Source organism: Pseudomonas sp. RA_5y_Pfl1_P24, assembly GCF_963970945.1.
Classification (GTDB): Bacteria; Pseudomonadota; Gammaproteobacteria; order Pseudomonadales; family Pseudomonadaceae; genus Aquipseudomonas; species Aquipseudomonas tritici.
The window spans coordinates 103,027-116,962 of record NZ_CAXAOJ010000007.1; the positions used below are offsets into that span (position 1 = coordinate 103,027).

Below are 13,936 nucleotides of genomic sequence, written 5' to 3' on the forward strand. Positions count from 1 at the left end.
CAGAATGTCCGAGCATTCTGCTGGGGATAGCGCCGTTAGTCGAGTTTGCTCGGCGGCGGCTCCGGCGCATCTTCGACTTTGCCGGGTGGCGGCTCGGGGGCGTCCTGCTCGGGGGCAGGCCCTAAGAGGGTCTTGCGCTCGTCTTCGACCGGCACCAGTTTGTATTCCTGGCCGTGCGTGTTCTTGAGGTACACCTCCATCTGCCGGAACGAGATTTTGATGTGCTGTTTCTTGAACTCACGGTTGATGTAGCGGTTGACCTCATCCAGCACGGGGTTGCGGTCGCCCAGGTCGCGCACGTGCATGCGCAGTTCGTGGTCGAGGGTGCTTTCACCGAAGTTGAGGAAGTACACCAGCGGTTCCGGTTCCTTCAACACGCGTGGGTTTTCCCTGGCAGCCTTGAGCAACAATTCCTTCACCAAGTCCAGATCGGAGCCGTAGTCCACGCCCAGCTTCAGGGTGACCCGGGTGATGGTATCGGTCAGCGACCAGTTGATCAGTTGCCCGGTAATGAAGGTTTTGTTCGGGACAATGATGTCCTTGCGGTCAAAGTCGGTGATCGTCGTGGCGCGGATGCGGATTTTGCTCACCGTGCCCGACAGGTTGCCGATGGTGATGGTGTCGCCGATGCGCACCGGGCGTTCGAACAGGATCATGATGCCGGAGATAAAGTTGGCGAAGATCTCCTGCATACCAAAGCCCAACCCCACCGACAGCGCCGCCACCAGCCATTGCAACTTGTCCCAGCTCACGCCAAGGGTGGAGAGTGTGGAGACAAAACCGATGCCGGCAATCACATACGACAACAGCGTGGTCGTCGCGTAGGCGCTGCCTTGGGCCAGTTCCAGTCTGGACAGTACCAGCACCTCGAGCAGACCGGGCAGGTTGCGCGCCAGTGCGAAGGTAATGCCGATGATGATCAACGCGCCGATGAAATCGCCGATGCTGATCGGCACCATGCTGATATTCGCACCCGTGCCGCTGGTGTATTCGTACAGGGTGACGTTGTCCAGGTAGGAAAATACCGAGATCAGGTCCGACCACACCCAGTACAACGCCGCGATAAAGCCGCCGAGCAAGGCCAGGCGGATCAGTCGCATCGACTGCTCGTTGACCTGCTCGATGTCCAGGGTCGGCTCTTCGATCACCGCTTCGCCATCACCGGCTTCCTTGGCGGCCTGGCGTTTAGCCAGTGCTCGCGCATAGGCCAGTCGCCGCGCCGCAACGCCCAGGCCGCGTACAAAGGTGGCCTCGATCACCAGCCAGAACATCAGCAGGTACAGGGTGTTGATCAAGCGGTCGCTGAGCTTGAGCGCGGTGTAGTAATAGCCAAAGCACACGGCGATAAAGAGGGCGACGGGCAGGGCGGTAAACAGCAGGCCGATGGCCTTGCGAAACAGTGAGGCTTTTTCATGGGTTGGGCTGTTGAGCAGCAGGCGACCCAGCAACCAGGCCATCAGCGCATAGCACGTGAGCACCACGCCAATGCCCAGCACATCGTCCGCCAGCGCCGCCGGCTGGTGCTCGGCGATCGCCACGACGGCCACCAGCGCCAGCACCACCAGACCGAGCTTGCGTATCCAGCCTTGCAGGAATTCGACTTGGGGTTTTTCCCAGCGGAAGTGCAATTGCGCCACGCCACCCGGCGCCAGGATGCGATAAGCGGTGTAGAACACCAGCCAGGCCTGGGCGATTTGCAGCAACGCTGCGCCGAGGTTGGCGTTCTGCCCGCGGGCGTCAATTTGCAGTGCATAGCCGCACAGCGCCAGGCCCAGCGCCACCGGCATCGCCAGCAGAATGTTGATCAGGATGGCCTGCGGCGTGTGCCACTGGCTGTCGCGCTTGAAGTGGCCGATGTCCAGGTGGACCTTGCTCAGGCGCTGATACAGGGCTTTGCGTCGCCACAGCAGGGCACCGATCACCAGCAGCAGTGGCAGGAACAGCAGCGGGCGCTGGGTCAGGCCGTCATACAATTCGCTGATGCTGGAAGCCCAGGGCAGGGTGGCGACTTGCTTGCTCAGGTGCGCCGGGACAGTTTCCAGCCACTCGGTGTCCAGCGGCTTGTTGCTGGGGATCCAGAACATCTGCTCATCCAGCGTCGCCCGCAGTGTGGTGGCGGTGCTGAGCAGTTGTTTCTGGTTCAGTTGCAACGTGATGGATTCATTCAGCAGCGAGCTCAGCTCTCGGCTCAGGCGCTCCAGAAGGTCGCTACGGGTAATGGCCAGTTCCAGCAACGTGCGGCGCAGTTGCGGGGTGACATCTTCTGGCGCCTGGTTAGCCAGCAAGTTATCCACATAGGCGCTGGGCGAGCTGATCAGCTCGCGCTGCTGGTTGACCTCAAACTGATACAAACGAATGTTGGCGATGTCATCCGCCAGGTCACGGTCTACTGTCAGGCGCGGCAGCGCCTGTTTCTGTTTGTAGAGGATCTTGGACAGCAGCAGGCTGCCTTTGAGCACGTTGATCTGCTCGTCCAGGGCCGAATCGCTCTGGGTGACTGTGTCCAGTTGCTGCTTGGTTTGCAGGTTTTTCTGGGTCAGGTCGTTGAGGCGGTCAGTGCTTTTAAGCAGGTAGTCGGAGAGCTTGAGGTTGGCCGCGCTTTCCGTGGCCAGCAGGCTGCTGCCGCCAGCTTTTTGCGCTTCGATGGATTGCTGGGTGACGGTCTGCTGGGATTGGGCCAGGCGCTTTTGGTTGATCAGGGTTTGCAGGTCCTGGATTTCTTGCTCCAGGCGCGCGGTTTTTTCCTGGATCAGGTCGTGCTGGCTGTTGCCCAGGTCTTGCAGTTGGCTGTTGCCTGCCAGTTCCTGGCGGCGCAAGGGGATCAGTGCGTTCAGGGCGGCGAGTTCAGCGTTGAGCTGGTTGCGTTGATCGGCATTGAGGGTTTTGCCGTTGTCTTTGCCGGCCTTGAGGATCGAGTTGATCTGCAGGATGCGCGTCTGGCTGCTGCTGATTTCGGTCTGGGCGCGTTCGGGCCGGGTCTGGGCGGCGATGGACAGGCTGTTGGCGTCGGCCAGCTCTTTTTGCAGGTCGCCCTGCTGGGTACTGCGCTGCACCAGCAATTGCTCGAGCTGCGGTACCGGCAGGGTGGCGTAGCGTTGGGCGACCGGGACGACCTTGGTAGCCTTGAGCCGCGTCAGTTCGCGCTGGTTCTCTGTGGTCTGACGCGGGGCGTCTTCCAGCTGGTGCTTGAGGTCGATGAGGCGCTGCTCATAGTCCTGCTTATTGTCCAGGTACGTCAGGGTCTGTTGCAGGATCGCCTGCAACGCTTTCATGTCGGCGTCGGGCAGCTTACGGTCGGGCAGTTTGTCCAGGGTTTGCTGGATGGCGTCGGCGCTGGGCGGGTCGGCCGCGTGGACGGTGCCGACACAGAGGGTCAAGCCCAGCAGGGCAGTGGCGAGAAATGTGCGCAGAGTTGGCATAGAGACCGGTCGAGCGAAATGAAAAAAAAGGGGGCGAACTGTCGCCCCGCAGTTTAGAGGAAGAGTCCGGGGCCTGGGCGACTTCCTTCGGGGAATCTGACGCCGACTTTGCCGATCTTGTTCCCGTCCATGACCGCGACGGTCCAGATGGTGTTGTTCCACTCCACCTGGTCGCCTACGACTGGCGCACCGCCGACTTTCTGGGTGATGAAGCGGCTCAGCGGCATGTCCGGGTCGATGCCCTCCAGCTTCAAGCCGTACAGGGCGGAAACCGCGCCCAGTTGGGCGTCGCCTTCCAGTACGAAGTCGCCGAAGAAGCGCAAATCCAAACCGCGTTGCGGCGCCTGGCTGAAGAGTTTGCCCAGGGCCGGGAGGTTGTGTTCGTGGCCGATCACACAGAGCAAATCATCGACTTCCAGCACCGTACTACCCGACGGATGGAGCAGTTGTTGACCACGGAACAGGGCGGCGATCCGCGTGCCCTCAGGCATTTTCAGCTCACGCAGGGCGGCGCCGATGCACCATTTTTCTGCGCCCAGGCGGTAGACGAACAGCTCCCACTCGCTGGTGACATGCACTTCCAAGGCCGCACGGGAGATCGGCGCCGGGTCCGGCGGTACGGTGACCTTGAGCAGCTTGGCCACCCACGGCAGGCTTGTGCCCTGCACCAGCAGCGAGACCAGCACGATAAAAAACGCCAGGTTGAAGTACAGCTGCGCATGCGGCAGGCCGGCCATCAGCGGGAACACCGCCAGAATGATCGGGACCGCACCGCGCAGGCCGACCCAGGCGATAAAGGCTTTTTCGCGGCCGTGAAACGCCTTGAACGGCAGCAGGCCAACCATCACCGACAGCGGCCGCGCAAACAGGATCATCCACAGTGCAAGACCCAGCGCCGGCAGGGCAATGGGCAGCAAGTCGTGGGGCGTGACCAATAGGCCCAGCACCAAAAACATACCAATCTGAGCCAGCCACGCCATGCCATCGAGCATATGCAAAATGCCGTGACGGCTGCGCACCGGCCGGTTGCCGATGACCAGGCCGCACAGGTACACGGCGAGGAAGCCACTGCCGTGCAGGGCGTTGGTCAGGGCGAAGACGAACAGGCCGCCGGCGATCACCAGGATCGGGTACAGGCCGTTGGCCAGGCTGATCCGGTTGACCATCTGCAGCATCAGCCAGCCGCCTCCCAGTCCGACGATACCGCCGATGCCGAACTCGCGGAGCAGGTGCGTCAGCAGGCTCCAGTGCAGGCCCGTCTGGCCGCTGGCAATCATGTCGATCAACGTGACAGTGAGGAACACCGCCATCGGGTCGTTGCTGCCGGATTCAATTTCCAGGCTGGCGGAGACCCGCTCGTTGAGGCCTTTACCGCCCAACAACGAGAATACCGCTGCGGCGTCCGTGGAGCCGACGATGGCGCCGATCAACAGGCCCTGGATGATATTGAGATCAAACAGCCAGGCCGCGGCCATACCGGTGAGGCCGGTGGTAATCAACACCCCCACCGTGGCCAGCGACAACGCCGGCCAGAGTGCCACACGGAAACTTGCGACCCTGGTACGCAAGCCGCCATCGAGCAGGATCACCGCCAGGGCGAGGTTGCCCACCAGGTAGGCCGTCGGGTAGTTATCGAAAATGATGCCGCCGCCATCAACGCCGGCCAGCATCCCTACGGCCAGGATGATCACCAGGATCGGAATCCCCAGGCGGGACGAAAGAGAACTCACCAGAATGCTCGCACTCACCAGCAACGCGCCGATCAAGAACAGGCTGTTGATGGTCGTCGCATTCAAAGGCAGTACTCCATGAGCAAACAAGACGGGGCGCAAACTGACCATGCAGTCTGCGTGCCAGCGATTCTAACCTGTTGAATTGCTGCGCTGTCAAAAAGGTTCTTCTGATTCATGTAGATCTAATGTGGGCGGGGGCTTGCTCGCGAATGCGGTACATCAGCTAAAGATAGGCTGACTGAACCACTGCATTCGCGCGCAAGCCCGCTCCCCTATTTTGACTGAGACGAGTCAGTTAGAGGCGGAACCGCCCCACCATCCCATTCAAGTCCACCGCCAACCGTGACAGCTCACTGCTCGCCGCGCTGGTCTGGCTGGCACCGGTCGCCGACTGTACCGACAGATCGCGAATGTTCACCAGGTTACGGTCCACTTCCCGCGCCACTTGTGCCTGTTCTTCCGCCGCACTGGCGATGACCAGGTTGCGCTCGTTGATCTCGACAATCGCGGTATTGATCGTGTCCAGCGACATCCCCGCGCCTTTGGCGATGTTCAGCGTCGACTCAGCGCGTTCCGTGCTGTTGCGCATCGAATCCACTGCATGCTCTGTACCCGCCTGGATGCTGCCGATCATCCGCTCGATTTCGCTGGTCGACTGCTGGGTGCGATGGGCGAGTGCGCGTACTTCGTCGGCAACCACCGCAAAGCCTCGTCCGGCTTCACCGGCGCGCGCCGCTTCAATCGCGGCGTTAAGGGCCAGCAGGTTGGTCTGGTCCGCCAGGCCGCGAATCACGTCGAGCACCTTGCCGATATCGCGCGACTCATTGGCCAAGTCGCCGATCAGCGTGGCGGTGGCCTGTACGTCGCCGCTCATGCGTTCGATGGCGCTGACGGTTTCCTGCACCAAATCACGGCCATCACCGGCGGAGGTGGTGGCGTTGCGCGAAGCTTCGGAGGTGCTCACCGCATTGCGTGCGACTTCTTCGACAGCGCTGGTCATCTCATTCACCGCAGTGGCGGCTTGTTCGATTTCGGCGTTTTGCTGAGTCAGGCCGCGGGCGCTTTCGTCGGTGACCGCGTTCAGCTCTTCGGCAGCTGATGCGAGCTGGGTAGCGGAACCGGCGATGCGTTGCAGGGTGTCGCGCAGTTTGTCCTGCATCTTGGCCATGGCGGCCAGCAGGCGCCCGGCTTCGTCGTTGCCGTCGACTTTGATCAGGCGCGTCAGGTTGCCTTCGGCCACTTCTTCCGCCGCTTCCAGTGCCTGGGAAATGGGCAGGGTGATGCTGCGGGTCAGCAGCCAGGCGAACAGCATCGTCAGTGTCGTGGCGATAATCAGCAGCCCAATCACCCAGTTGAAGGCCATGTTGTAATGGTCTTCGGCCTGTTGGTTGGTGTTAAGGGCGGCCTTGTTGTTGTAGTCCAGCAGGCGGTTGAGCACGGTGTTGACCTGCTCGGAGTTGCTCAACAGCTCAGTGTTGAGCAGGGTGCGCAGCTCTTCGATCTGGTTGGCGCGCGACAGGCTCTTCATGCGCGCTTCAATCTGTTGGTACTGGGCAAGCAGGCGCATGTACTCGTCGTAGATCGAGCGCTCTTCACTGCTGTCGATCAGTTTTTCGTAAATGCCCTGCGCGGTACGGATCTGCTGGTTGCGCAGTTCGAAGGCTTCCAGGGTCTTTTGCTGAACGTCCGGTTCGCGGTTGGTCAGCAAGCGATAGGACAGCACCCGCAGGCGCAAGGTGAGTTGGGTGAATTCATCGAGGGCGCGGATGCTCGGCACGCTGGACAGGGTGATGTCTTGGGTGGCGCCACGGATCTTGCTCATCTGATTCAACGCGAAAATACCGAGAAACAGCATCAACGCGCCGATAAGCGCGAAGCTGAGGAAGGCTCTCGCAGCGATATTCATATTACGAAGCGACATGGGGGGAATCCTGGGGGAGCGCGCGATCCGTGCGGCCATGAGACGGTGTGTGCTTCTCTATCGGTCTTACGACTAAAGTCTAAAGGGGCGTGTGCGTTTTTGTCGCACCTGACGAGGGTCTTGGCCGATTCAGGAACCAGATCGGGTAATTGCAGTCACTAAGGCTCGAAAGTGCGGCCCGGCCTTTAAAAATCGGGCTGCGCGCCAGGGATAACCCTGGCATCCGAGGTGAATTTTCTTTATCGTCACCGCCCTTTTAAAAGCCAGAGAAATCAAAATGTTAGAAGCATCCCTCAGCCAATTGGAACAACTCGTCAGCGACTTGGTACAACAAAATCAGGATCTGCTGGGCACCACCGAATCCCTAAAAGCGGAATTGGCCCGCGCCAAGGATGAGAACGACAGCCTGCAACTGAACCTGATGGAGCAGGAAGAAAAGCACGGCGCTACCGCCGCCCGTATCCAGGCGCTGGTTGAGCGTGTGAGCGCAGGGCCTGTCAACGCATGAGTGAAGGGATAAAGGTCGTTTCGATTCTCGGAGAGGATTACTCGATCAAGGCTCCGGCCGGGGAAGACAAAACCCTGATGCACGCCGTGACCCTGCTCAAGGCGTCCCTTGCCACCACCAAGAAAAAGTACCCGACCCTGATCGGTGACAAACTACTGGTGCTGGCGGCGCTGAACCTGTGCGCCGAGCAGATCGAAATGCAGCAGGCTCACCAGCAGGAACTCGACCGTTACCAAGAGCAAGTCAGCGCCACGGTCGATGTGATTTCCAAGGCGATCGGTACGCCTTAGAACCACTCATCCTGCATGCCGAGGCACGTGTCATCGCGTGCCTCCAGAATTGCCAGTTCATGATGGCAGCTCGGTACTTCCCAGGTCAGGAAGTACCGGGCGGCCTGGAGCTTGCCTTTATAAAAGGCCACATCCGCCGCATTGCCCCTGGCCAATCCTTCTTCGGCGCGAATCGCCTGTTCCAGCCAGCGCCAGCCAATCACCGTATGCCCGAACACCTTCAAGTACAGCGCCGAGTTTGCCAGGCTGCTGTTGACCTTGCCTTGGGCGAGATCCGTCAGCAGGCCGATGGTGACGCTTTGCAGGCGGTTGACCAACTGTTCCAGCGGTTCCCTTAGTGCGGTCAGGCTTGGGTATTCCTGCGCCCGTGCACCGGTTTCGGCAATCAGTCGTATGAGTTGCTTCAACCCCGCGCCGCCGTTCTGCGCGAGCTTGCGCCCCAGTAAATCCAGGGACTGGATCCCGTGCGTGCCTTCGTGGATCGGGTTCAGGCGGTTGTCGCGGTAGTACTGTTCCACCGGGTACTCGCGGGTGTAGCCATGGCCGCCGAGAATCTGGATTGCCAGTTCGTTGGCCTTGAGGCAGAACTCCGAAGGCCAGGATTTGACGATAGGCGTGAGCAGGTCCAGCAGTTCGTGGGCGTGCTTGCGCTCAGCTTCAGTTGCCAGGGTGGTGGTGTCGTCGAACAGCCGTGCAGCGTAGAGGCCAAGGTCGAAGGCGCCTTCCACGTAGGATTTTTGGGTCAGCAGCATGCGCTTGATGTCTGCGTGCTGAATGATCGAGACCGGAGCCGTTGTGGGGTCTTTGCTGTCGGGCAGGCGACCTTGCGGGCGTTCGCGGGCGTATTCCAGCGAGTAGAGGTAGCCGGCGTAACCGAGCATCACCGCTCCCATGCCGACGCCGATGCGCGCTTCGTTCATCATCTGGAACATGCAGCTCAGACCCTGGTGCGGTTTGCCCACCAGATAACCGACGCAACTACCGTTATCGCCGAAGTTGAGCGCGGTGGACGTAGTCCCGCGCCAGCCCATCTTGTGGAACAGCCCCGCCAGCAGCACGTCGTTGCGCTCGCCCAGGCTGCCATCGTCGTTGACCAGGAACTTGGGCACGATAAACAACGAAATGCCCTTCACCCCAGCGGGCGCATCCGGCAGCTTGGCCAGCACCATGTGCACGATGTTTTCCGACAGCGGGTGGTCGCCACCGGAGATGAAGATCTTGTTGCCCTTGAGTCGATAGGTGCCGTCAGCCGAAGGCTCCGCGCGCGTACGAATATCCGACAGCGACGAGCCCGCATGGGGTTCGGTCAGGGCCATGGTGCCGAAGAAGCGGCCGTCGATCATCGGTTGCAGGAAGCGTCGTTTCTGATCGTCGGTGCCGAAACTTTCGATCAGGTTGGCGGCGCCCATGGTCAGGAATGGGTAGGAAGTGGACGCCGCGTTCGCTGACTGGAAGTGCGCAAAACAGGCTTGAGACAGCAGGGTGGGCAGTTGCATGCCGCCTGCTTCGAAGCTGCGGGCCGCGTTGAGGAAGCCGGCTTCAAGGAAGGCATCCACCGCCGGTTTGACTTCCGGGATCAGGATGGCTGCGCCGTTCTCGTAGCGCGGTTCGTTCTCGTCGTTCTTGCGGTTGTGGGGGGCGAAATACTTTTCGGCGATGTTGCGCGCGGTGCTGATGGCCGCATCGAAGGTTTCGCGATTGTGCTCGGCAAACCGCTCGCGCTGGGTCAGGCCCTCTGCATCGAGGACTTCGTGCAGCTCGAAAGCCAGATTGCGGGAACTGAGCAGCGTCTCGGACATGGCGGATTACCTGTAGAAAAGTATGCCGCAGTCTAGGAGCGCTGATAAAAACGGGGAAGGAAGATAGATGGGGGTGATGGGGCGGCACAAGCTTCAAGCTACAAGTAAGAGCGGCGTGCTTTTACTTGCAGCTTGTAGCTTAAACTTGCGGCTGCTGCTTAACCGATAGTCATCAGGCTGGCATTGCCACCCGCCGCCGCCGTGTTAACACTCAACGCACGCTCAATCACCAAACGCTCCAGCGCAATCGCTGTTTCGCCTTGCGACAAACCATGCACCCCAACAATTGCGCCACCGCGCTGGGCCACTTGCTGGCACACCGCTCGCAGCTGGTCGGAATCACCGTGATGCAGAACCGCGTCAAACACCACTTCATCCTTGGTCCAGTCGGCCACGCGCTTGATCTTCGCCTGAATGTCTTTAGGCAGGCGTGAGAACAACGCCTTGGTCAGCTCGGTTTCTGGCCATACCGCCGAACCGCCCACCGCCAATACCGCCGCCAATTGAGTCAACAGGTCGCCTTCCACGTCCGCCAGGCACAGTACGTGCTCGCGGGGCAGGATGGCGTAGCTGTTGCGCTCGCCGGTCGGGCCGGCCAGTTGGCGGGTGATACCGCTTTGCGATTGCGCGGCGAATTGGCTGCACAGGGCGCTCAGGTCGCTGAACTTATTGCTGTCGGCCCAGGTTTTCAGGGCGGTCAGCGGCTGGCTCATGGCATCACGCAGGCGCACGTCCGGCGCGGCCAATGCGTCGCCACGTACGAAGGATTGCTCGATGGCATCCGTAGGACGCGTCGACAACAGGCGGTACAGGTACAGCGGGCCACCCGCTTTCGGGCCAGTACCCGACAGGCCTTCGCCGCCGAACGGTTGCACGCCGACCACGGCGCCGACGATGTTGCGGTTCACGTAGACGTTACCGGCATTGACGTTGTCGATCACCTTGGCGATGGTCTCGTCGATACGCGTGTGCACGCCTAGGGTCAGGCCATAGCCGGAAGCATTGATCTGGCCGATGAGCTGGTCGATCTCTTTGCGCTTGTAGCGCACCACGTGAAGCACCGGGCCGAAGATCTCGCGTTGCAGTTCGTCGAAGCTTTCCAGCTCGATCAGGGTTGGCATCACGAAGGTGCCACGCTTGATCTCTTCGCCATCAGCGATAGCCACCTGATACACATTGCGGCCTTTGTCGCGCATGGCCTGGATGTGTTTCTCGATGCCGGCCTTGGCTTCGGCGTCGATCACCGGGCCGATGTCGACGGACAGACGCTCCGGGTTACCCAAGCGGCATTCCGCCATGGCGCCCTTGAGCATTTCGATCACACGCTCTGCTGAATCTTCCTGCAGGCACAGTACGCGCAGGGCCGAGCAGCGTTGGCCGGCGCTGTCGAAGGCCGAGGACACCACGTCGATGACCACTTGTTCAGTCAGCGCCGAGGAGTCGACGATCATCGCGTTCTGGCCGCCAGTCTCGGCGATCAGCGGAATCGGACGGCCCTGGGCATCCAGGCGACCGGCGACATTGCGTTGCAGAAGGCGTGCGACTTCAGTGGAGCCGGTGAACATCACGCCTTTGACGCGATCATCACCGACCAGGCGCGCACCCACGCTCTCGCCTTGACCCGGCAGCAATTGCAGCACGCCTTCCGGAATACCGGCTTCGAGCAGGATGCGCACGGCTTGGGCGGCCACCAGCGGCGTCTGCTCGGCAGGCTTGGCCAGTACCGGGTTGCCGGCAGCCAGTGCCGCGGCGACTTGACCACTGAAAATCGCCAGCGGGAAGTTCCACGGGCTGATGCACACCACCGGGCCCAGTGGGCGGTGGGCGTCGTTGGTGAAATCGTTACGCGCTTGCACGGCGTAGTAACGCAGGAAGTCCACGGCTTCGCGCACTTCAGCGATCGCGTTGGCGAAGGTCTTGCCGGCTTCACGGGCCAGCAGGCCCATCAGTGGCTGGATCTCGCCTTCCATCAGGTCGGCGGCGCGTTCCAGGATCGCGGCACGTTCGGCGGGCGGGGTGGCCTGCCAGATCGGGCCTGCATTGATGGCGCATTGGATAGCGTTGTCGACGTCTTCGACAGTGGCTTCCTGCACATGGCCGACCACATCACGCAGGTCGGACGGGTTCAGTACCGGTGCCGCTGATTCATTGCTGGAAGCGCAACCGAGCATCGGCGCCGCTTTCCAGTTGTTGTGAGCGGTCGCCAGCAGGGCGCAGGACAGCGAGGCCAAGCGGTGTTCGTTGGCCAGGTCGATACCGGCCGAGTTGGCGCGGTCGCTACCATACAGGTCACGCGGCAAAGGGATGCGCGGGTGCGGCAGGCCGAAGCCGCCTTCCAGCGTAGCCATTTGTTCGATGCTGGCCACAGGATCGGCCACCAGTTCCTGAATCGAGATGGCTTGGTCGGCGATGCGGTTGACGAACGAGGTGTTCGCGCCGTTTTCCAGCAGGCGACGTACCAGGTAAGCCAGCAGTGTTTCGTGGGTACCCACCGGTGCGTACACGCGGCACGGACGGTTGAGCTTACCCTCGGAAACCTTGCCTACAACCTGCTCGTACAGTGGTTCGCCCATACCGTGCAGGCATTGGAACTCGTACTGGCCGGGGTAATAGTTCTGACCCGCAATGTGGTAGATAGCCGACAGTGTGTGGGCGTTGTGCGTGGCGAACTGCGGGTAGATGACTTCCGGCACCGACAGCAGCTTGCGTGCGCAGGCAATGTAGGAAACGTCGGTGTAAACCTTGCGGGTGTACACCGGGTAGCCTTCCAGGCCTTCAACCTGGGCGCGCTTGATCTCGCTGTCCCAGTACGCGCCTTTTACCAGGCGGATCATCAGACGATGGCGGCTGCGGCGCGCCAGGTCGATGACGTAGTCGATCACATACGGGCAACGCTTCTGGTAGGCCTGGATCACGAAACCGATGCCGTTCCAGCCGATCAGTTGCGGCTCGAAGCACAGGCGTTCCAGCAGGTCGAGCGACAGCTCCAGGCGGTCTGCTTCTTCGGCGTCGATGTTCAGGCCGATGTCATATTGCTTGGCCAGCAGCGTCAGGGACAGCAGGCGCGGGTACAGCTCATCCATCACGCGTTCGTACTGCGCACGGCTGTAACGCGGGTGCAGTGCCGACAGCTTGATGGAGATGCCCGGGCCTTCATAAATCCCACGGCCATGGGAGGCTTTGCCGATGGAGTGAATGGCTTGTTCGTACGAGGCCAGGTACTTCTGCGCATCGTGCTCAGTCAGCGCGGCTTCACCGAGCATGTCGTAGGAATAACGGAAACCCTTGGCTTCGAATTTGCTCGCGTTAGCCAGGGCTTCGGCGATGGTTTCGCCGGTGACGAACTGCTCGCCCATCAGGCGCATAGCCATGTCGACGCCCTTGCGGATCATCGGCTCGCCGCTTTTGCCGATGATGCGGCTCAGGGACGAGGTCAAACCTGCCTCATTATGCGTGGCGACCAATTTGCCGGTCAGCAGAAGGCCCCAGGTGGCGGCGTTAACGAACAGCGATGGGCTGTTGCCCACGTGAGGGTGCCAGTTGCCGGTGCTGATCTTGTCGCGGATCAGTGCGTCACGGGTGCCTTTGTCCGGGATGCGCAGCAGCGCTTCGGCCAGGCACATCAGTGCCACGCCTTCCTGGGAAGACAGGGAAAATTCCTGCAGGAGGCCCTGAACAATCCCGGCACGGCCGCCAGCACTTTTCTGGTTGCGCAGCTTCTCGGCAATCGAGGCGGCGAGCTTGTTGGTAGCCTCGGCCATAGGCGCTGGCAGGCGAGCCTGCTCGATCAGCATCGGCACCACTTCCGGCTCTGGGCGGCGGTAAGCGGCGGTGATCGAGGCGCGCAGTACGGACTGCGGCAGGATGCTCTCGGCGAACTCAAGGAAGCACTGGTGGGCGTGGTCGTTCTGGACCTCGCCTGCGTCGTCTGCTTCCTTGCTGCTCAAGCCATCGAGCTCAGTCAGGGTTGCACCACCCTCCAGTTTCTCCAGGTAATTGAAAATCGCCTGCTTGATCAGCCAGTGCGGCGTGCGATCAATGGAGGTCGCGGCAGCCTTGAGGCGCTCGCGGGTTGGGTCGTCAAGTTTGACCCCAAGGGTGGTCGTAGCCATTTTCTTATCCTCATGGGTGCCACTACCGAGTGGCATCAGCTGGCGGCAAGATTAGCTTTGCGCATGCAGAGGTGCAACCGGGTGCAACCCTTTTTATGCATGAAATTTTCGCACGGGTACGTGAAATAAAATGGCCCTCGGCGGAATTGGCTCT

General features: G+C 61.0%; 7 protein-coding genes and 1 pseudogene. 2 read left to right on the top strand and 6 right to left on the bottom strand.

Annotation, left to right across the window (positions count from 1 at the left end; translation table 11 throughout):
- Positions 1 to 35: 35 nt before the first annotated feature.
- The 4 genes and pseudogenes from mscK to AACY30_RS27465 all read right to left on the bottom strand — a co-directional run.
- On the bottom strand, positions 36 to 3,419 hold the full coding sequence (gene mscK, locus AACY30_RS13505) for a mechanosensitive channel MscK (protein ID WP_339469245.1): 3,384 nt from the start codon (positions 3,417 to 3,419) through the stop codon (positions 36 to 38).
- Between the two features lie 53 nt (positions 3,420 to 3,472).
- Positions 3,473 to 5,215 (bottom strand): potassium/proton antiporter, encoded by a 1,743-nt coding sequence (locus AACY30_RS13510; RefSeq protein WP_339469246.1) that lies wholly within the window; start codon positions 5,213 to 5,215, stop codon positions 3,473 to 3,475.
- Positions 5,216 to 5,447: 232 nt separating this feature from the next.
- A complete protein-coding gene (locus AACY30_RS27460) occupies positions 5,448 to 6,320 on the bottom strand; it encodes a methyl-accepting chemotaxis protein (protein ID WP_445261431.1) in 873 nt (290 codons plus the stop codon).
- Between the two features lie 30 nt (positions 6,321 to 6,350).
- Positions 6,351 to 7,112 (bottom strand): annotated as a pseudogene (locus AACY30_RS27465) (MCP four helix bundle domain-containing protein); the annotation flags it as partial.
- A 238-nt stretch (positions 7,113 to 7,350) separates the two neighbouring features.
- Here AACY30_RS27465 and AACY30_RS13520 point away from each other — a divergent pair.
- Complete coding sequence (locus tag AACY30_RS13520) at positions 7,351 to 7,581, top strand: hypothetical protein (protein ID WP_339415589.1); 231 nt, start codon at positions 7,351 to 7,353, stop codon at positions 7,579 to 7,581.
- On the top strand, positions 7,578 to 7,871 hold the full coding sequence (locus AACY30_RS13525) for a cell division protein ZapA (RefSeq protein ID WP_314566837.1): 294 nt from the start codon (positions 7,578 to 7,580) through the stop codon (positions 7,869 to 7,871). The genes AACY30_RS13520 and AACY30_RS13525 overlap by 4 nt, the downstream gene beginning before the upstream one ends.
- Here the strand turns inward: AACY30_RS13525 and AACY30_RS13530 are convergent.
- Entirely contained in the window at positions 7,868 to 9,670 is a 1,803-nt protein-coding gene (locus tag AACY30_RS13530; protein ID WP_339540468.1) for an acyl-CoA dehydrogenase, read from the bottom strand. The genes AACY30_RS13525 and AACY30_RS13530 overlap by 4 nt on opposite strands.
- Positions 9,671 to 9,828: 158 nt before the next feature.
- On the bottom strand, positions 9,829 to 13,782 hold the full coding sequence (gene putA / locus AACY30_RS13535) for a trifunctional transcriptional regulator/proline dehydrogenase/L-glutamate gamma-semialdehyde dehydrogenase (protein ID WP_339469250.1): 3,954 nt from the start codon (positions 13,780 to 13,782) through the stop codon (positions 9,829 to 9,831).
- Positions 13,783 to 13,936: the final 154 nt, after the last annotated feature.